This window comes from Quyinboa sediminis (assembly GCF_042219855.1).
In the GTDB taxonomy this organism is placed as follows: domain Bacteria; phylum Bacteroidota; class Bacteroidia; order Bacteroidales; family UBA5342; genus JBHJHP01.
Genome location: NZ_JBHJHP010000005.1, coordinates 73,780 through 95,252 on the forward strand (window position 1 = coordinate 73,780; position 21,473 = coordinate 95,252).

The following is a 21,473-nucleotide window of genomic DNA, read 5'->3' on the forward strand; positions in this document are numbered from 1 at the left end:
TAGTAAACATGCATTAACTTAAAAATTTCTTGCGCAGATCTTCCACCTGGTCATCATTAATCGGATGCATTTTACCAAGTGGGGCGCCCAGTGTAAGCGACTTGGCGCTGAACTCAGCAACCTCAAGCCGGTCAAAAGTATTCAATAGCTTATCTCCTGTCACCAGTACGGAATCATTTTCAATAATGACTGCAGGCGTTTTACCGGATATCAGGTTCAAAATGGTTTCATTCCCCTTAAAATGTGAACCGAACGGCACACTCGGAACATCCTGTAAAAATATCCAGCTTTCCGGTATGGTACGGACATCAAACTTATTCCCTGTTACACCGAATGCCATCAGATATGGTGACTGCGTAAGAATGATGGAATTAATATTTGGATTGCGTTTATATATCTCCTGGTGCAGCCAGACGGACCTGCTTGGTATCTTGCCAGGTTCCCGCTTCCCGTCTTTTATCTGAACAATATCTTTGCGTTCAATATCCCAACGGTTAACATTGGTTGGTGTAATTAAAAAATCATTGGTTTTCCACCGGACTGAAACGGTTCCATATGTACTGATCATCAAACCCTGCTTACAGGCACGCCTTACAATTCGTACAATTTCATCACGAACAAAGCGTTCATCCGATGGATAACTGACGTGATCCAGTTCAGGCAAAAGTACCGGGATTTGTGAATCAAATGCCTCTATATCTTTATCCGTGAGATATCTTGGCTCACCGATGGACGTTGCATTGATCAATGTTCTGGAACAAAACTCCATGGCTTCGAACCGTTCAAACGCATCAACAAGATTAGTACCGCCAACCACAACACCATGGTTTTCCATAATTACAGAGTTATGCCCTTTGGCAAATACATCTGCGATGCTGTCTCCCAACGCTTCACTACCCGGCAGGGCATAAGGTGCAAAACCGATAGGTCCACACACATGCTTGGCCTGTGGAATAACATTGGTATTCGGAATCTGCCGGACAATACTGAATGAAACCAATCCGGGAGGATGTGCATGCACAACGGATTTTATGTCCTGTCTGATTTCATAAATGGCCTTATGAAACGGATATTCTGAAGATGGCTTATGTTTACCAATGATTTCGCCATCTTTTTTCACACAAATGATATCTGAGGGGCGCAATGATCCTTTATCAATAGCAGAAGGGGTAACCCACATATCTCCGTTATCATCCATAATGGATATGTTTCCGCCTGATGTAGTTGTCATACCACGGTTATAAATACGACTGATCACCAGGATAATCTGATCTCTGGGATGCATGAACCGGGTTTCAAGTGCTTCCATATTATACAAAATTTAATTGGTTGTATGAATCTGATTAAAATACGCTGCAGCACCGATTGCCAAACGTATAAATTGCGATTACAAATTTAAGTAAGTTTTCGAAAGTCTACCTGCCTTATAAACTCAAAACTGGTTTACGTTTCCTGTGCTGTTTACCGGGTGGTTATCGCAAACCCTTTCCATTTTCTCAGCCCCAGATCCAATCCGGGCAGTTTATCAGATATTGCACTCCACACAACAAGAGCAGCACCAAGTGCTGATGCATTATCTATTTCGGATGTGTAAACTGTTTTATCAGGATAGGCTGTTGCCATCTGTCTGACATAGATTTCATTCCGGGCAAATCCTCCAGAGATGTAAATGCTTTTAACGTCATCTGTCATAATGAGATTCAAAGATTCACATTCCACATCAGTCAGATCAAGCATTAATTTGTGATATGCCTCTTCAAAATCTGCAAATACACTCAGATCCGCGGTCTCATCTACATAATTGCCGGGTACTCCATTGCTAAAGAAATGCCTTTTATGTCCATATTTATGTTCAAGGTGATCCAGAATTTCATGCGTACATGACACGGTTTTGTAGCGGTCCGGATCAACTTCAAAATATGCATTTAACCGCTCAGTATTTACATCGTGAATATGCCCCATAAACAAACGGGACGATTTAACCGGCTGTCTGTTGATGCTCATGAAACTCAGGCAGTCGTGTTCCAGCTGTACCATGGTCAGTGGTTCAAAATTATATGGGTTCATGTTGATACACCAGGTACCGGTTGAGATAAGAACAAACTTTTCTTCCGAAGCCAGAATATAAGGTGCCAAAGAGGCAGAACTGTCGTGAATACCAATACCACACTTAAATGATGTGCCATTCAGTTCGGTATCTACAAGCGTTTCGTTAGCGACAGGCTCCGGTAATTTCAATCCTTCATCGCTGCACCACCGGTGATATTTCATATTGTCGTAATCCCAAAGTGCAGTATGACATCCTATTGAGGTAAACTCAGAATAAACCCCGTTGGTAAGCAGATGACACAGATACTGTGGAAAATGCAGGATGTGAGCCACCTTTTCAAATACCTCCGGTTTTGTTTTTTTGAGCCATAAAGCCTGCAGTCCGGAATTCAGCATATCAAGTGCCGGTGAAGCTGTTTTTCTGCTGAACTCCGCAACTCCGCCATGAGCTTTGTACAAGGGTCCCACAATGCCTTCAGGCATGGGCTTCAGATAGTTATACGCCGGCGTCAGGTGTTTTCCACTTTTATCAAGGTACATGAGTGTAGCCCCGTACGTTGAAAAATTGACTGCTTTTACTACGTATTTTGTGTTAAGGTCGGTTAATGTGTCTTTAATCCAGGATTCAATTTTATCAATATCATCGCATTCAAACCCATCTTCATCGCTTATGGTGCTGAATTTCTGTTCCTGTTGAAAAACCAGTTTCAGGGTTTTATCAAAAAGCAAAACTTTCTTATTGGTTTTTCCGATATCAAATACAACAATTACCTCCATACTTATCTGCAGTTATTTAAATGTAAAATCCCCCGGTAAACCAGGGGATTTTTTTATTATCGTTTACTTAAAACTTCTTTTTCGTATTTCTGTATTTCACCAATATAATCCATTCCGGTTGGAACACCTTCCTTCAGACAATAAAAATCCCAAACAGCAGCGAAAGGCATAGTTTTTAATTCTTCCAACATAGCCAGACGTTCGAAGTTTTTGCCTGCTTCTTCTAGCGCCACCAAATCTTTTGTAGGTTCCAACATGGCAATTAAGAATGCTTTTTGTGCAGCACGTGTTCCGGTTACATAAGCACCAATACGGTTGATCGATGCATCGAAGAAATCGAGACCTACATTTACACGACTCATAAAACCATTACGCACAATTTCTGATGCAATTAACTGAATCTCTTCATTAAGTGTTACAACGTGGTCAGAATCCCAACGCACAGGACGGGTTACATGAAGCAACAATTCGTCAACATACTGAAGAACAGCCGAAATTTTGTCACCTGCAATTTCTGTTGGATGATAGTGACCATTATCAATACACATCAAAATGTTATTCTTTACAGCATAGCCAACATAGAACTCATTAGAACCAACAGTCATTGATTCAAGGCCGATACCAAAAGTTTTACTTTCCACGGCATCTTTCATGTGTTCTTTCGGATATTTTGTAGCCATACCTTCATCCAATGACTTTTGTAGCAACGTACGATATCCGTTTCTGTCAATCGGTGTATCTTTTGATCCGTCCGGCACCCAGGTATTATGAACACAAGGAGTTCCCAATTGCTTTCCGGCTTCTGCCGAAATTGCACGGCAACGTTTTAGGTGTTCAACCCAAAACTGACGGATTTCTTCATTTTTACTGGATAGGGTAAATCCTTCAGCAGCTTTGGGATGCGCAAAGAAAGTTCCGTTAAAATCCATTCCAATTCCTTGCTCTTTACACCAGTCGATCCAGCCTTGAAAGTGCTTTAATTCAATCTGATCACGGTCAACAACTTCGCCCTGAAACTCACCATAAATTGCATGTAGATTTACACGCTGTATCCCTGGAAGTAATGACATTACCTTTTCAAGGTCCTGACGAACATCAGCAACCGATTTTGCTTTACCAGGATAGTTACCTGTAGTTTGGATACCACCACCAGACAATGTTGCATCAGGAGTTTCAAAACCACCTACATCGTCGGTTTGCCAGCAGTGGAGACTTATAGCTAACTTGTCCATATCTTTTAATACCTGCTCGGTATCGACGCCAATTTCGGCATATTTCTCCTTTGCTATTTGATAAGCTTCATCAATTTGTTTGGCTTTTTTCATAATATTATTACTTTAAATAAAAAACTTCACGAAGCGGCACTGAAACCGGTGAATTATCTTCATTAACCTCCATGAGGTCCTTATTATAATCCCACCATTTTTTCACTATCGGATTTAAACCCAAATCCTGTGAGTTACTGTCGCCGCTGAGCAACTGATACGCAAAAAGTGTAAGTGTTTCTTCGTCCAGAAAAATAGAGTACTCTGAAATTCCGGCATCCTTAAGCAGCTTTTCCAACTCCGGCCACAACTCATCATGACGGCGTTTATACTCCTCAACGTTACCGGGCTTCAGGAACATTTTAAATGCTACACGTTTCATTATCCCAATGCGTTTAATTCCGGATACAGCCACTTGGCTACTCCGATTACAATAATAGACAACAGAATGGCCCCAATACCAAACAGTATGGTGTTACTTGTTTTATTGGTTACGCCCTTCCATTCCTTACGATAAAATCCCCACATGTTGGCCGTAAGAATTATGGTTGCCATATGCAGTGTCCATGAGCTTGCTCCGTTACCAATCTTGGTTTCACCCATTCCATAGAAAAAGAACTGCAGGAACCAGGTTGTACCGGCAAGGGCGCAAAGCAGATAATTGCTTGTAAGTGGTGCCTTTTTATCGACAAAATCACCTCCGGTTTTATTCTTAATAATCAACGCAACCGACCAGAGCAGATTGGTTGTCAGACCACCCCAGAGAATTACGAAGAAAATAATATTGTTTTCAAAAAGATATTTTAAGCCACCGTCGGCCTCAGAAAGAAACGGATAATTAGCCTGAACTGCAAGTTCTCTAACGGCCTCTCCCATCTGTTTTCCGGTGTCGATACCAAAGCTGAAAAATGCACTTAAAACACCGGATACAATAGCAATCATAAGCCCTTTTCCCAGCTTAAATTCACGATTTACCCCTTCTTTTGAACTGCCCAGATCTTTATCTTTCATGATCCCGGCTCTTCCACTAAGAATGATACCAACAAGCAGAATTAAAATACCCAGCAGTACAATTCTACCACCACCACTGTTAAAAAGGTCTGTGAATGCCAGTCCTGAAGGTAAAATTTCCGCGAGTCCGGGTACATTTCTTAATATAGGTAATCCCAGAGACCCAACCACAGATGTAATACCCAGCAAAACAGAATTTCCGAGCGACATACCCAGATATCGAATGGCCAGACCATAAGTTAGACCGCCAACACCCCATAACAGACCCATAATATAGGTATTACGAAGCACGCTCCATTCAGCAGACATCAGCACATCCTGCCAGTGAGGAACAGTTAAAACAACAGCCAGAAACGGCATAATCAACCAGGAGAACAGTCCGCCTGTAATCCAGTAGATTTCCCAGCGCCACTTTTTAACCCAGTTAAAAGGCATGTACCAACTCCCGGAAGATGCGCCCCCCAGTGAGTGAAAAATAATACCCAATAAAGCATTCATAGTTATTGATAAGTATTAGTTGTGTTATGAGATTTTACAATTTTCAAAATTAGAATGAAAAATAAAAGCAGACAATGAATATAATGGCTTTAGTTTTGCACTTTTTGATCCTCATTAAACATTTTTTTATATTTTTTATTATGCATATTACGCTGTTATGTTGATAATTAAATACTTTTACACTTGACCAGCAGGTGTTTTTGTTTACATTTTTGATTTTTAATTTATAGTTTTACTGACGAAAAAAATTTGGTCCATGACGGATGTAAATGAATATTATAAATATCTGACCATTAGCGATGAAGACAGAAACTGGGGAGTACATATTAATGTAACCGGTTTTGCCATGATTAATCCAGGTATTGTATATCCGCCAACCGGCCATCCTTCCGGGTATTTCTTTACCTGGGAACGTGGCAGGGTAATGGATGAATACCAGATAAATTACATCACCGAAGGATCGGGAATAATAGAAACACGTCATGGCACCTTTCCGGTTATACCGGGAACCATTATTGTAATCAGACCCGGTGAATGGCATCGTTACCGTCCGTCGAAAGATACAGGCTGGAAAGAACATTACGTTGGTTTTCAGGGCGAATATGCTGATCATATCTTTGCGAACGGTTTCTTCCACGACTCCAAACCGGTCGTCCATATCGGTTTTCAGGATCAGATATTGAAATCGTTTTACAACATTTTTGATGTGGTCCGCGATGAAAAAGCAGGCTATCAACAGGTTGCATCCGGGATATTAATTCAACTTCTGGGGAGCATTATTTCCTGTGTAAAGAATAAAGATTTTGAAGGGAAGGATATTGAACGAAAGATCAGAAAAGCCAGACTTTATTTCCGGGATAACCTGGACAAAAATATTGATGTGGAACAGCTGGCAGCAGAACTGAATATCGGCTACTCTTACTTCAGAAGAATGTTTAAAAAATTTACCGGAATCTCACCGGTTCAGTACCATCTGATGTTACGATTGCAACGGGCTAAAGATCTTTTGGTTTCAACCGATATGAGTGTAAAGGAAATTGCTCTTGGCCTGGGTTTTCAGTCAATCTTTTATTTTACCCGTATCTTTAAGAAAAAAATGGGGGTTCCACCAACGGATTTAAGAAAAAAACTTTAACCGGCAACAGGTATCTGAACACAAATATCAAGGTATTTAACTGAATATATTACAACTCCATTTTTCTCAGGTCTGTGCACAATCGGGATCACAGATGACAGCAGAAGTCCCGGGGCGCGGGTTTTAAGTCTTGTATCTTGCGTCTGAAAAGAATATTTTTGTACTTTGGCTAGCGTAAACACACGAATTATGAAAAACGTATTATTCTTATTAATTGCAGCATTTATGGTATCATGTGGCAGTAATGAAAGTAAAGAAGGAGCTCACGGCTCATACAACAATCTTGATTTTAAAGTGCCCGACGGCAGATTAACTCCTGAAACCCTGTGGGCATTCGGGCGTGTCGGCAATGTATCTGTCTCACCGGATAAAACAAAGGTTCTTTATACTGTTTCATGGTACAGTGTTGAACAAAATAAAAGCTTCAGCGATATTTACGTGAAAGATATCGCAATAGGCGACACCAGACAGCTAACATTTACCAACGATGTAAAAGAGAGCAATGTCATCTGGAGACCTGACGGCAAAAAGATTGGATTTATTTCCGGTAAAAGCGGACGCGCACAAATATGGGAGATGGATCCTGACGGTAATAATGAACGCATTATTACAGATATCCCCGGAAATGTTGACGGTTTTATTTATGCACCTGATCAGAAACATATTGCTTTTGCAAAAAAGGTAAAAACAGAACCCAATGTACACGACCTCTATCCTGATCTGGATAAAGCCAATGCCAGACTGATTGACGATCTGATGTACAGGCACTGGGACGAGTGGGTAAACGGAGAATTCTCACATATTTTTATTACCGAATACAATTTCAGCGATAAAAGTCTGATAGGAGAAGGTAAGGATATCATGAAAGATGAACCGTGGGAATCACCAATGCGCCCTTTTGGTGGCATGGAACAACTCAGCTGGAGTCCTGACGGAAAAAAACTGGCCTACACGGCAAGAAAAAAGAAAGGTATTGAATATGCAACGTCTACCAATTCAGATATCTATTTATATGATCTTGCTTCCGGTACTACAACAAACCTGAGTGAACCGAATAAAGGTTACGACAAAAACCCGGTTTTTTCGGGCAGTGGAAATATGATTGCCTGGGAAAGCATGGAACGTGATGGATACGAAGCTGATGTTAACCGCCTGGTGATTCATGACTTTGTTGCTGAAACAGATTTCATATATGATAACGATGATCTGAATGTTTCGTCCCTGACCTGGGATGCAAATGATGAAGGAATTTATTTTATTTCTGACTGGCATGCCAGGGATCATATTTACAGATTCGATCTGTTAAATAAGGATACAATGCAACTTACCAGGGGTGATTACGATTACACTTCCATTCACGTGGCAGAAAATAATCTCGTGGCGACCCGAATGTCGATCTCTCATCCTGTTGATATTTACCTGGTTAATAAGGAGACCGGTAAAGCCAAAAACTTTTCAAACATCAACAAGCCGATCATGGATCAGCTGACCATGGGTAAAGTGGAGGAACGATGGATCAAAACAACCGACAATAAGGACATGCTTGTCTGGGTGATCTATCCACCGAAGTTTGATCCCAATAAAAAGTATCCTACACTGCTTTACTGCCAGGGTGGTCCGCAGGGAACCGTCAGTCAGTTCTGGAGTTACCGCTGGAATTTTCAGATAATGGCTGCAAACGACTATATCATTGTTGCTCCGAACCGGAGAGGATTACCCGGTTTCGGCAAGCAGTGGAATGAACAGATCTCCGGTGATTATGGAGGTCAGAATATAAAAGACTATCTGTCTGCAATTGATGCGGTAGCCAAAGAAAAGTATGTGGATAGTGACAAACTCGGGGCTGTTGGCGCAAGCTATGGTGGTTATTCCGTGCTTTATCTGGCTGGTCATCACGATGGCAGGTTCAAAGCTTTTATTGATCATGACGGCATGTTCAATTTCGAATCAATGTACCTGGAAACAGAAGAACTGTGGTTTCCGAATTTTGATATAGGCGGCCCGTTCTGGGAAAAGAACAATTACAGGGCACAACGTTCTTACAGATTCTCACCCCATAACTTCGTGGATAACTGGGATACTCCAATTCTGGTTATTCAGGGAGGAAAAGACTTCCGTGTACCTGAAAGCCAGGGTTTTATGGCTTTCTCTGCTGCAAAAATCAAGGGAATACCTGCAGAGTTGCTGTATTTCCCCGATGAGAACCATTGGGTACTATCCCCTCAAAATGGCATTTTGTGGCAACGCACATTCTTTAACTGGCTGGACAAATGGCTTAAATAAAACCTCTTAAGCCAATTTACAATATCATATTATGCCGGCTGTGCAGGGTAATAAGTTGTCTTCTTTAGATTTATCCTTAATTACAGAAAAAAATCTTTAATTAATGATACTCTCTTCAAAAAAGCATTAATTTTGCACCCGCTAAACAAGGAAATATATTAAATAACTTATAATTATGGCTGATAATAAAACAAAGTTGTTTAGTGACTTTCCGCCCGTATCCACGCAGGAGTGGATGGACAAAATTGTGGCCGACCTCAAAGGTGCCGATTTTGATAAAAAACTGGTGTGGCGCTCAAAAGAAAATGTTGTGGCGCGCCCCTTTTACCGGGATGAAGATCTGGATAATTTACAACATCTGGATGTCCTACCCGGCGAATTTCCATTTGTACGTGGCGTTAAAGCACAGAATAACAGCTGGTATGTCCGTCAGGATATCAGTGTAAAAGATGTAAAAGAAGCCAATGCCAAAGCGTTGGAAGTTTTAATGAAAGGAGTTGATTCTATTGGTTTTTGCTTTGACAACAAAAGCCTTATTACAGAAAAAAATCTTTCATTGTTGCTTAATGACATTGATCTTGAAGCAGCAGAAGTTAACTTCAGTTCTCCTGAAGGTGGTTATAAAAACATCGCTGAACTTTTTGCATCTTATGTAAAATCATCTGATTTCAATTCCTCCTCGGTATCCGGATCAATTAATTATGACCCGTATGGGCGTTTGCTCTGCAGCGGTAAATTGTGCGGAAATGATGATGATATTGATGCCGGCTATGTAAAAGCGCTTATCGATGCCACATCGGATTTACCCGACTTCAGGGTGATCACGGTAAATGCAAAACATTTAAGCAATGCAGGATCATACATTACACAGGAACTGGGTTACGGACTTGGTATTGGCAGTGAGTATCTTGCCAAACTTACAGACGCCGGTTTAAGTGCTGACTCAGTCGCATCAAACATCCGGTTTAATTTTGGCATTGGATCCAATTATTTTATGGAGATTGCCAAATTCCGTGCAGCCCGCTATTTATGGGCTCAGATTGCTAAACAGTATGGAGCTGCTGAAGCCAATTGTAAAATGATTGTACATGCGGAAACTTCAAAATGGAACATGACCCTTTACGATGCTCATGTAAATATGCTGAGAACTCAGACTGAAGCGATGTCAGCTTCAATAGCCGGAGTACATTCCATGACCGTATTGCCGTTTGACAAACCATACAAACCGTCCGATAAATTCTCAGAACGAATTGCTCGCAATCAGCAGTTGCTGCTGAAGGAAGAATCTCATTTTGAGAAAATCGTGGATGCTTCTGCCGGTTCATATTATATAGAAAACCTGACAGACAGTCTAGCGAAAGAATCATGGAAACTATTCCTGGATGTCGAGGATCAAGGGGGTTACCTGGTAGCTGTAAAGGCTGGATCGATTCAGAAAGCCGTGAAAGAAGCCGCTGATGACCGCCATAAATTTCTGGCCCAGCGTCGCGATGTTTTACTGGGGACTAACCAGTATCCGAACTTCAACGAAAGTGCGGCAAAAAAAATAGAAGTTAAAAACGGCTCATCCTGTTGCTGTAATGCTGATGACAAGCTGGTTGAAACACTCGACTTCGGCAGAGGTTCAGAGGAATTTGAAGCCCTCAGACTTGCAACTGAAAGCGCAGCGAAACGCCCGAAAGTGTTTATGCTGAAACTTGGTAACCTTGCCATGCGTCAGGCACGCGGACAGTTTTCCGGTAACTTCTTTGCATGTGCCGGGTATGAAATAATTGACAATCTGGGTTATAAATCAGTGGATGACGGCATAAAAGCTGCGCTGGACATTAACGCTGATATTGTTGTAATCTGTAGTTCTGATGATGAATATGCAGAATTTGCACCTCTGGCATTCGAAGGCCTGAAAGACGATGTCATCTTTGTGGTGGCCGGTGCACCTGCATGCATGGACGAATTAAAAGCCAAGGGCATTGAGAACTTTATTCATATGCGTTCCAATGTACTTGATGAGCTTTGTAATTACAACAAACTGTTAGGAATTTAAATTCGATTAGGAATTAGGAATTAAGAATTAGGAATTTTTCTATAGAATTTAAAAATCCTGATACTCGTGTCCTGATACCTGATACTAAAAAGTAGATCATGAGACCAGATTTCAAACAAACAGATATAAAAACAGTTAAGGCCAAAGCAGTAACTGCGGAATGGCTGGAGGCAAACGGAATAAAAAAAGATTGGCTAACGCCGGAACAAATCCCGGTAAAACCTGTCTATACCAAGGAGGATCTCGAAGGAATGGAACACCTGAATTATGCAGCAGGTCTTCCTCCATTTCTACGCGGACCCTATTCAGGCATGTATGCTATGCGTCCATGGACAGTCAGGCAATATGCCGGATTTTCAACAGCCGAAGAATCTAATGCGTTTTACCGTCGTAACCTGGCGGCCGGTCAGAAAGGGCTTTCAGTAGCCTTCGATCTGGCTACACATCGTGGGTATGACTCCGATCATGAACGAGTGGTCGGTGACGTTGGGAAAGCAGGTGTGGCGATTGACTCCGTGGAAGATATGAAAATTCTCTTTGATGAGATACCACTGGATAAAATGTCCGTTTCAATGACCATGAACGGTGCAGTATTACCTGTTCTGGCATTTTATATTGTTGCGGGTCTGGAACAGGGTGCAAGCCTTGAACAGCTCTCCGGAACAATTCAGAACGATATACTGAAGGAATTCATGGTAAGGAACACCTATATCTATCCGCCGGAATTCTCGATGAAGATCATTGCTGATATTTTTGAGTTCACTTCGCAGAAAATGCCAAAGTTCAACTCTATCTCTATTTCAGGATATCACATGCAGGAGGCCGGTGCAACTGCGGATATTGAAATGGCTTATACACTGGCTGACGGTCTGGACTATATTCGTACGGGTATCAAAGCCGGATTAAATGTAGATGCCTTTGCGCCACGTCTTTCTTTCTTCTGGGCTATAGGGATGAACCATTTTATGGAGATCGCTAAAATGCGAGCTGCACGTATGCTCTGGGCTAAAATTGTGAAACAGTTTGAGCCTAAGAATCCAAAATCCATGGCCCTGCGTACCCATTCACAGACATCGGGATGGTCGCTGACAGAACAGGATCCATTCAATAATGTTGGCCGTACCGTAATTGAAGCCATGGGTGCAGCCCTGGGCCATACCCAGTCGTTGCACACCAATGCACTGGATGAGGCCATCGCTCTGCCAACAGACTTTTCAGCACGTATAGCCCGAAATACACAGATCTATATTCAGGAAGAGACCAATATATGTAAAGCAGTTGATCCCTGGGCAGGTTCTTATTATGTGGAATCCTTAACCAGGGAACTGGCGGATAAAGCATGGGCTCTGATTCAGGAAGTTGAAGAACTGGGTGGTATGGCCAAAGCCATAGAAACCGGCATCCCCAAGATGCGTATTGAAGAGGCTGCGGCGCGTACACAGGCTAAAATTGACAGCGGTGCACAAACCATTGTGGGAACCAACAAATATCGTCTGGAAAAGGAAGACCCGATAGACATCCTGGAAATTGACAACACGGCAGTCCGCCTGACGCAGATAGAACGCATCAACAGAGTGAAAGCCACCAGGGACAATGCAGCTGTGGAAGCTGCACTTGCGGCTATCACAAAATGCGTGGAAACCGGTAAAGGCAACCTGCTTGAACTGGCTGTTGAAGCAGCACGGTTAAGAGCTACTCTGGGTGAAATATCGTACGCCTGCGAAAAAATTGTGGGACGTTACAAAGCAGTAATCAGAACTATTTCAGGCGTGTATTCATCAGAAACAAAGAATGATTCAACCTTTCAACAGGCGAAGGAGCTGGTTGAGAAATTTGCAGAGAAAGAAGGTCGTCAGCCCCGTATTATGATTGCAAAAATGGGTCAGGACGGACACGACCGTGGTGCTAAGGTTGTAGCCACCGGTTATGCAGACTGCGGATTTGATGTGGATATGGGACCTTTGTTCCAGACACCTGCAGAATCGGCTAAACAGGCAGTTGAAAACGATGTCCATGTTTTAGGTGTATCTTCACTTGCAGCAGGTCATAAAACCCTGGTTCCTTCGGTAATTGAAGAACTGAAGAAACTGGGCCGTGAGGATATCATCGTTATTGCAGGTGGTGTTATTCCGGCACAGGATTACGACTATCTTTACAATGCAGGCGTTGCAGCGATTTTTGGCCCGGGAACTTCTGTGGCCAAAGCAGCATGTCAGATCATGGAAATACTTCTGGATGAAGAAGAATAATTTTTAGTGGGAGTGCGACTTTCTGTCGCGCTCCCACTCATATTTGATTACCATTCCAAGCCAAATGTATTCACTACTTTTTTATTAACCATCTTTCAACCTGAATACCCATATAATTCCCGTACGAAGAAAAAGCCCAATCTTCAGGTTTATCAACTAAACCGGACTCCACAGGATTGTAATGAATATAATTAAAACAAAGTTGCACATAATCCCTTTCCTGAAAATCAATATTTAAACAGGTACAAAATGCGGAAGAAAAGTAAGCAGGATAAATACCTTTTACATCTGCAAGACACCTTGCTACAGATTCTTTTCGATGCAAATATTCACTTCTATTTTCCTGATTATTAACATCCTGACATATGACCGTAGCATAATGCCAACAGAATCATTTAATGTATGCCTATAACATTCCTAACCAAGTTTCTCTAAATTTCATAACTTTATTAGTCAATCTGAATTCAGACTGATGACATAATAAATTTATAACCATGATTAAGAAAATAATTGGTATTTATTCTGTATTTCTGGGAGTTTCAATTATCGCCATGTGGACTATGATTCTTAGTACTGACGGTACGACTGAAGGGAATACCGAAATTACATTTCATCTGGCTTCCGAATTTACAATGGCCTTGTTATGTGTAATAGGTGGTATCATGCTCTTAAAAAGTATGAGGCATTCAAAAGAAATCAGTATTCTTGGCCATGGAATGGTATTATATTCAGTAATCAATGCCGCCGGGTATTACGGGGAACGTGGAGACTTGCATATTAATGTCATGTTTTTAACTATTCTGAGTTTATCAACTGTAACGCTTTTTATTTCCATTAAAAAATCAATATAAATGGAATTCTCAGTTACATATTTTTAAGTCCTGCATTGTATCCACAGGAATATTAAAAATTAGTCTATATTTGAACTTTTTAATAGCGGAAACAAAATACAGGTTTTACACATCCATTTGCTGCATGGAACAATATATTGATATCAGGAAAGAGATCAGGAACAGTGAGTCTGCTTTTCTGAAACGTCTTCCTGGTTTTATCATTACCCTTATCACCAAAATAATAAGGCAAAATGAAATGAACGACCTTCTGAACAGGTTCGGCCATTTAAAAACCTACGACTTTCTGGATGCCATGCTTAAGGAAATGCAGATTAAGATTGATGTGAAAGGTCTGGAAAACCTACCGGATAAAAGCAAATGCTTCTTTGTGGCCAATCATCCGTTTGGCGTAGCTGACGGGCTGATTCTGACCTACATTGTATCAGGAAAATACGGAGAGTTCAGATCAATCGGCAACAATGTATTTTTGCTTATTCCTCCCTTACGCCCAATTATTGCGGCCATTAACGTATTTGGCACTAACGGCCGTGAATATTTTAAAGAACTGGATAAAGTGTATCATTCTGAGCTGCCCATTACCCATTTTCCTGCCGGTATAGTCTCCAGAGTTGTAAATGGTAAAGTGATGGATGATTCCTGGCACAAGAGTATGATAACCAAATCTGTCAGCTGCCAGCGCAATATTGTTCCTCTATTCTTCGATGGCAAAAACTCCCGCTTATTTTATGCTATCTACAGAGTCCGTAAATTTTTCGGAATCAAACTAAATATTGAACTCATGCTGTTGCCTAACGAATTCTTCAATAAAAAGGGCAGAACCATAAGTGTGCATATCGGTCATATGATTCCCTATGCAACATTTGATAAATCCAAAAGCCAGATTGAATGGGCCCAGTGGCTGAAAGATAAAACCTACAGTCTGAAATCCTCCATTTAATGGTATTGCTTCTGCATTTAATTTTTCCCCATTAAAACGGTTATATTCTTTATTTTTTATACTTTTAGCAGCAATACGTTTGTAGTATTACCTGTTATCAACGTATTGTAAAATATTAACAACTTTCAAGTTACCTGTTATGAAGAAAAGTATCCTGTTATTCATTTTTCCTTTTATGCTTAGTCTATTGTGCCTTGAAGGCCAAACTATTCATCGTTTATCCCTTGATGAATGTGTGGAACTTGCCGCCGAACAGAATTTCCAGATGCGTAAAAGTAAATCAGCATATGATATTGCGAAATATCAATACCTTATTCAATTAAGCAGACTAAAAACAAATATAGGCTTCTCTGTTGATCCTTCTTTCAGTAAATGGTATAATCCCCAAACAGATATTTCAGACAGTAATGGTAATAATCTTCATACGTCAAACCGTAACTTTTCAACCTCAACTTATCTCAGGGTTCACCAGCCACTTGCTACAGGAGGATATATTGACTTCTCTCCAGGATTCATATTAGAAAGAACAGATTATTATGCAACAAATCTTGACAATCAATCCATTATCAGTCAATCAAATAAAACACTTTCTTTCAGACCTTCCTTAAACCTGGTCCAACCCCTTAGCACATTTTATGCTTATAACAGTTACAAACACTTCCAGGAAAATACAGAACTAAGCTTCGAAAAATCTGAATTATCCTACAGACAGGCTAAATTTCTAAACCAATATCAGATTGGTAACATATATATCGAATTACAACATATTCTCCAGGGGATTGCGGTACAGAAGAAACTATTATCCACTAAAAAAATGGCTTATAATAAAGCCTCAGAGAAAAATGCTGAAAATAGTTCTGAATTACTGAAGCTAAAAATTGAGATTGAAAGGACAGAAACGGCTCTCAATGATTTATTTCATGATTACGCCGGTAAAGCCAATAACTTAAAAGAACAACTTGCATTGCCGGCACGGGATAGTATTATTGTTACCGGTAATACGGATATAAAGGAATATATATTAAACATGGACGAGCTGGTAGACATTGCTACTGAACGCCATCTGCAATTAAAAAAATATAATATAGACATCAAACTTGATGAGATTTCATATAAAGAGACGAAGTCACAGTCCCTGCCACGGGCCGATCTTTCCGTTAATTTCAATCCCGGTGCTGCTGTTTCAGGTTCAGCAGATCTGTCATATCTGGATTTAATGTCTGATGCATGGGATCGATCCAAACGTAAGACAGAGACTCTTAATGATTTGACCATAGGATTAAGTATCAGCCTGCCGGTATACGAAGCAAAACGGATAAAAAATGCCAGAATAATAGCTGAGGAAAAAATCAGACTTGATAAAATCAACGTGGAAGAACAGGAACAACTTATCCAAAGTAACATTTATACCCTGGTAGCACAGATAGAATATACTCTGGAAAACTTAAAAATTCTGGAAGGGACAAAAACATCAACTCAACAGAATATTGAAGACGATATTCAGAAGTTTTATAATAATAAAGCGGACAGCTACCATTTAGCATATGACTTTATGCTTTGGGAAGAAGCCCGGTTGAACTACAATACAGCGATAATGAATTACAACCTTCTTTTAAACAGACTGGAATATGAAATTCTGGATCACATGGAAAACCTGTAGTAATCCTTCTGAATTCCTAAAATTCGACCGGCTTTTTTCGAAGTGATCTGAAGCTCATTATCAACCCTGCAGACATTAATATTGTAGCCAGTATAGTAAATGCAATATTAACCATGGATAATAGGTATATAATACCGATCATTGCTCCCATCAATCCCATATAAACCATCATTCGTAAAGTCATACCCCCTTTACGCTGCATATCCCTGGCTTGTGTAAACGGTAACGGGTTCTTCATAAATATTTCGCCCAGCACGGCATAAAGGGCTGTGCCCACAGCGCCAAGCAAAAGATAAATGAGCACGTTAACCGGCCAGATCAGGGAAACGATAATGAAGAACATGAGATAAACAGGGATATAAAATTTATAGAGCATGGCTTTTATTGCGCCGGTTTGTAGATGTTTTTTGTCCGACGCGGGTAATGCCTGATAAATCCAACCGGCACCTGCATGATCGGTATAGGGCAACTGATAAATCGTGCTCACACCGAAAAAGCCCATAAATATAAATATCAGATAACGGGATGTTCCGCCAAGATTCTGAAGAGAACCGAAAAAATCTTTAAAATCAGGCTTCAGAAAAACAATGGACATGATCAGAATATAACCAAATGCAGGATAAACAGACTGCTTAAATTTCCGGTCTCTTTTGGTTACCGACATAGTCATTTGCCAACCAGCCTTTTCCATTTCAGTTACACAGAGGATGTTCCGTGCTGCATTTCTTAATCTGTATTTTACTCCCGGCCTGATTCTATCCGTGTCCGGTTTTTTCTTTTTCTCACTTTTATCATCCGTATTCAAAAGGGTACTGAACCCTGTCGACATAAACCGAACAACCAGTACAGAACCCAACACGGTAAACAGTATGGTTATGCCCGCCATTATCAAATCGTACATTGATGTGAATGTAGCAAATAAGCGGGTGAAACCTGCCAGCCATATTGTAGGCACCAGGTAGGTCCACCAACTATCGGACATGATAGCCTGATCCGGAGAGATAACTTCAAACATCCGCGGCAACAGCTGATATCCACCCATAATTAAAATGGCAATTCCAATCTGCAGGTAATTGAGTGTATCTTTAAACCGTTCTCCTGATATAAATTTCGACAGGACCTGAAATAACAGCATACAAAAAAGCAATGCCATCCATGATGCAATCACAACGGATATAATCATCCCAAGTACCATCAGACCGCCCTGCGTAAGGATAATAATAATTAATCCGGGAACAGACATTGCACCGCCAATAAGCCCCATATAGGTTTGCACATGAGCCAGCCTCGTCAGCAACAGGGTCCTTGAACTTACAGGTCTGGGCAAATAGATATCGTTCTCGTCTTCATCAAAGATAACACTGGAGAATTCGGTTAAAAGAATGGTCGTCAACATTACAATCAGGATGGAATAGTAAATGGTAAATCCAAATATTACATCCTTCGTCTGTATAAATATCATTCCCGTGAAAATACCGAACAATCCGTAAAACAGAAGTTGCTTCCCAAATGTCATTTTTCGTTTTTGTGAAGTATTCAGTGAGCTGGGTTGTTTGCGAAAATCAACGTTCAGTTTGGCATGCATGATGGCTTCAAACTGAGTAACATCAGCTCCAAGCATGCGGACAAAAGGTCGCATTAAGCGGATTAACTTCATCAGTAGTTCAACCATTCTATTCGCCTTTAAGAGAGTTCAGTAATTCGGCTGTATCCGTTGTTGACATGCCATTCCCCGTCAGTTTGGCAAATAACTGTTCCAGAGAAATAGCTTCATCGGCTTTCAGTTCTTCAAATGTTCCATCTGCCACCACATTCCCGTTGTTGATCAGGATGATACGATTTGATATTTTTTCAACCACATCCATTAAGTGGGAACTGTAAAATATGGTCTTTCCCTGTTCTGCCATGGAAGTCAACAGTTCTTTAACCTGTATAACCGAATTGGCATCTAGTCCGTTTAATGGTTCATCGAGAAACAGAATATCCGGATTATTCAATACACCTGCGGTAATCAGAATCTTTTGTTTCATCCCTTTTGAAAAGGTATCCATGCGCTGATCAATATTTTTCTCAAGGCCGAAGTATTTTAAAAAATGCTGAATACGATCTTCAGTCACTTCAGGCTTCATGCTATACAATGTCCCGATAAGCGACAGGTACTCCTTAGGGGTGAGCATTTCGTAAAGTGCTCCGTTTTCAGGTACGTATCCGATATGCTTTTTTATCTCCATATCGTCTTTTTTCAGTTTATGCCCTAAAACCTCAATATCACCTTTAAAATCCGAAATCATGCCGCAGAGTATCTTGACTGTTGTACTTTTACCTGCCCCGTTCGGCCCGATATAACCAATAATCTGTCCTTTTGATATATCCAGATTTATGCCTTTCAGTACTTCATTGGCAGACTCTCCCTTGCCGTATGTTTTATATAAATTACGGATAGTAATAATGCGATCGCTGTTCATTTAAAATGCTTTAAAGAGATTGATTGTAAAAGTATTAAAATTGCAGATAAATCAATAATTAATTCATTAAATACAACCCCTGCCAACAGAACATTCAGATGCATCACTGGAATTATTCCATGTTTAATACTGAATCAAAAGATTATTATGCAAATGCCGTAGATACTAAATAATTCATTAGTTTTGATCTTTATTTTTAAACCATGAAAAAGAAATATTATCTGTTTTTATCATTCATTATTGTCTTTACTAATTGTTGGGCACAGTTTGACTTCCGTGACGGGTATATAATTAAACTTAACCGGGACACCATTTGGGGAAAAGTTAAATACAACATCACGAGTGAAAAATATGAATCCTGCAGTTTTAAAACCGATGCCGGAGTGAAGAACTTTAAACCGGATAACTTATTGGGATACGGCTTTAAAGAAGGAAACTTTTATATATCCGGTATAGTAGATAGTACATTTTCAGAAGTACTGGTAACCGGACCTTTAAGTCTGTATAAAAATGACGGCACATTTTACGTTAAAAAAAGAGACCAGGAGGGCATCATGCTGGAAAAAAAAGACGAACTGGTAGATATTGACGGGATATCTTATAACAGGGAAGATAACCGATGGAAGGGTATCTTAAGAGCTTTGACCAGTGATAGTCCAAAAAGATTAGATTATTACATAGATGATCTTAATTATGATTCAAAAGATCTGACCTGGATTGTTGTTAAATATAATAAGAACACAGATAAATCGTATGTTGAGTATAGCGCAGGTAAAAAATGGGCCAGAATAACCTGGGGAGCTACAACCGGTATTAAGCAGAGTACCATTCGTTTCTTTAATTACGGAAGTTTTGATTTTCTTGAAGAAGAAACCATTTATTATGATCCGACTTTCGGATTGGTATTTCACGTCAACTCTCCACGTCTGAATGATAATATAGCTTTTCAGGCTGAACTTTTTTACACACCTTCCAGATTTACTTCGGGGAAAAATATAAGTTACAATTATTATGAAGAGCAACACAGGACAGATTTTAAAATGAACGTCCTTACATTACCTTTATCAATGAAATACAGTTACCCGGTCAATAGAAATTTTGTGTTTATACAGGGAGGCTTTAATTATGATATTCAGCTCAACAGCACTTCTGCCCACTCTGCTATGCGATACTGGGAAAATGGAAATGTTTATCCTGCAGTTGAACCTTTACAGGTAAAAATTGATGAAACACAATTCGGGTACTGGGCATCCGCAGGTTATGAATATTCATTCGATGGATTTTCAGCAAGTCTTCAATTACGGTTTAACAGAATGTCGAATATGGTAAAGAATGCATATCTGATTGGTAAAACAAATTCTGTTTCACTATTATTAATTGTATATACAAATTAGTACTTTTTCACTTCCATTTTAAGAAATTCACCGAAAACACAAAATTATCTTCAGCTACAAAAAAATACTCACCGGATGTAATCCAGTCATCCGATGAGTATTGTGCATATGAATTTAGTTGTCAGTATTTATCGTAAAAATTTTTCCCGCTTCTGCAGGTTAAGAAGACCAAACAAGATAAAGATTACAGAAGCAGATAACATGAAAATTCGGTTATACAGGACGGTTTCATTCCAAAGCAGAGCTGCTGTTCCATCCAGTTGTCGGAAAGGGTTTAGAAATATATTCCACATAGAGTCCCTTAAACTGTCTGACATTATAAAATAGAACAGCCCGATAAGCACAACGACCACTGCAGTTGCATTACCGTTTTTAATCCATGTTGACAGAAAAAATCCGAGATTTCCCACAAATAAAACCACGACCATAAGCTGCAGGATCATAGCCATAAAATCAAAATCTATTAAAAGGATCCTTGCCAGGTAAGCCAATGGAAACAAAAGTGCAAATACAATCACGAATATCATAATCAGCCGGACAAACCACACTTTATACCGGTAATCCGGTATGCCGAAAATAATTTCCAGCGTTCTCATATCTGCATCATTCTGAATACCAAATACTGTGGGATAAAAGACCAGCAGCAATGAAGGCAGCATCAGTAATCCGTATACTTCATCCTGTGTAAAATAGTCACTGTTGAATGCGCTGATGGTACCAAATACAAGGAAGAAAATAAGTGCGGAAAGAATAAATAACCAAAACTTGCCACCAAAGACGATTTTAAGGTTATATGCCACCAGTTTTGACAGACGTACTGCACTATTTTTTAATGAAAACTTCATCTTCTTT

Annotated in this window: 16 protein-coding genes; 8 read left to right on the forward strand and 8 right to left on the reverse strand. The window is 40.1% G+C overall.

Annotation, left to right across the window (positions count from 1 at the left end):
* Positions 1–13: 13 nt before the first annotated feature.
* The 5 genes from ACE1EF_RS12950 to ACE1EF_RS12970 form a co-directional block, all read right to left on the reverse strand.
* On the reverse strand, positions 14–1,309 hold the full coding sequence (locus ACE1EF_RS12950; RefSeq protein WP_375721097.1) for a class II aldolase/adducin family protein: 1,296 nt from the start codon (positions 1,307–1,309) through the stop codon (positions 14–16).
* 152 nt (positions 1,310–1,461) lie between these two features.
* Positions 1,462–2,826: an FGGY-family carbohydrate kinase gene (locus tag ACE1EF_RS12955; RefSeq protein WP_375721098.1), complete on the reverse strand. Its 1,365-nt coding sequence runs from the start codon at positions 2,824–2,826 to the stop codon at positions 1,462–1,464.
* 56 nt (positions 2,827–2,882) lie between these two features.
* Positions 2,883–4,151: an L-rhamnose isomerase gene (locus ACE1EF_RS12960; protein WP_375721099.1), complete on the reverse strand. Its 1,269-nt coding sequence runs from the start codon at positions 4,149–4,151 to the stop codon at positions 2,883–2,885.
* A 7-nt stretch (positions 4,152–4,158) separates the two neighbouring features.
* Positions 4,159–4,473 carry an L-rhamnose mutarotase gene (gene rhaM / locus ACE1EF_RS12965; protein WP_375721100.1) on the reverse strand — a complete coding sequence of 105 codons (315 nt, stop codon included), beginning with the start codon at positions 4,471–4,473 and terminating at the stop codon, positions 4,159–4,161.
* Positions 4,473–5,600: an L-rhamnose/proton symporter RhaT gene (locus ACE1EF_RS12970; RefSeq protein WP_375721101.1), complete on the reverse strand. Its 1,128-nt coding sequence runs from the start codon at positions 5,598–5,600 to the stop codon at positions 4,473–4,475. The genes rhaM and ACE1EF_RS12970 overlap by 1 nt, the downstream gene beginning before the upstream one ends.
* A gap of 256 nt (positions 5,601–5,856) precedes the next feature.
* Between ACE1EF_RS12970 and ACE1EF_RS12975 the strand changes: the two genes are divergently transcribed.
* The 7 genes from ACE1EF_RS12975 to ACE1EF_RS13005 all read left to right on the forward strand — a co-directional run bounded on the left by ACE1EF_RS12975 (position 5,857) and on the right by ACE1EF_RS13005 (position 16,762).
* Positions 5,857–6,735 (forward strand): helix-turn-helix domain-containing protein, encoded by an 879-nt coding sequence (locus tag ACE1EF_RS12975; RefSeq protein WP_375721102.1) that lies wholly within the window; start codon positions 5,857–5,859, stop codon positions 6,733–6,735.
* A gap of 189 nt (positions 6,736–6,924) precedes the next feature.
* Positions 6,925–9,018: a dipeptidyl-peptidase Dpp5 gene (gene dpp5 / locus ACE1EF_RS12980; protein WP_375721103.1), complete on the forward strand. Its 2,094-nt coding sequence runs from the start codon at positions 6,925–6,927 to the stop codon at positions 9,016–9,018.
* Between the two features lie 175 nt (positions 9,019–9,193).
* On the forward strand, positions 9,194–11,062 hold the full coding sequence (gene mutA, locus ACE1EF_RS12985) for a methylmalonyl-CoA mutase small subunit (protein WP_375721104.1): 1,869 nt from the start codon (positions 9,194–9,196) through the stop codon (positions 11,060–11,062).
* A gap of 98 nt (positions 11,063–11,160) precedes the next feature.
* On the forward strand, positions 11,161–13,311 hold the full coding sequence (gene scpA / locus ACE1EF_RS12990; protein WP_375721105.1) for a methylmalonyl-CoA mutase: 2,151 nt from the start codon (positions 11,161–11,163) through the stop codon (positions 13,309–13,311).
* A 494-nt stretch (positions 13,312–13,805) separates the two neighbouring features.
* Positions 13,806–14,162 (forward strand): DUF8058 family membrane protein, encoded by a 357-nt coding sequence (locus tag ACE1EF_RS12995; RefSeq protein WP_375721106.1) that lies wholly within the window; start codon positions 13,806–13,808, stop codon positions 14,160–14,162.
* Between the two features lie 124 nt (positions 14,163–14,286).
* A complete protein-coding gene (locus ACE1EF_RS13000; protein ID WP_375721107.1) occupies positions 14,287–15,102 on the forward strand; it encodes a 1-acyl-sn-glycerol-3-phosphate acyltransferase in 816 nt (271 codons plus the stop codon).
* A gap of 139 nt (positions 15,103–15,241) precedes the next feature.
* The gene (locus ACE1EF_RS13005; protein WP_375721108.1) at positions 15,242–16,762 is read left to right on the forward strand and encodes a TolC family protein; all 1,521 of its coding nucleotides are present in this window, start codon (positions 15,242–15,244) and stop codon (positions 16,760–16,762) included.
* A gap of 16 nt (positions 16,763–16,778) precedes the next feature.
* On the opposite strand, the gene ACE1EF_RS13010 is transcribed toward ACE1EF_RS13005, so the two are convergent.
* Both ACE1EF_RS13010 and ACE1EF_RS13015 read right to left on the reverse strand, forming a co-directional pair.
* A complete protein-coding gene (locus ACE1EF_RS13010) occupies positions 16,779–18,434 on the reverse strand; it encodes a hypothetical protein (RefSeq protein ID WP_375721109.1) in 1,656 nt (551 codons plus the stop codon).
* Between the two features lies 1 nt (position 18,435).
* Entirely contained in the window at positions 18,436–19,227 is a 792-nt protein-coding gene (locus tag ACE1EF_RS13015; RefSeq protein ID WP_375721110.1) for an ABC transporter ATP-binding protein, read from the reverse strand.
* Between the two features lie 203 nt (positions 19,228–19,430).
* Here ACE1EF_RS13015 and ACE1EF_RS13020 point away from each other — a divergent pair, with 203 nt between their 5' ends.
* A complete protein-coding gene (locus ACE1EF_RS13020) occupies positions 19,431–20,621 on the forward strand; it encodes a porin family protein (RefSeq protein WP_375721111.1) in 1,191 nt (396 codons plus the stop codon).
* Between the two features lie 128 nt (positions 20,622–20,749).
* On the opposite strand, the gene ACE1EF_RS13025 is transcribed toward ACE1EF_RS13020, so the two are convergent.
* Entirely contained in the window at positions 20,750–21,466 is a 717-nt protein-coding gene (locus ACE1EF_RS13025) for a hypothetical protein (protein ID WP_375721112.1), read from the reverse strand.
* Positions 21,467–21,473: the final 7 nt, after the last annotated feature.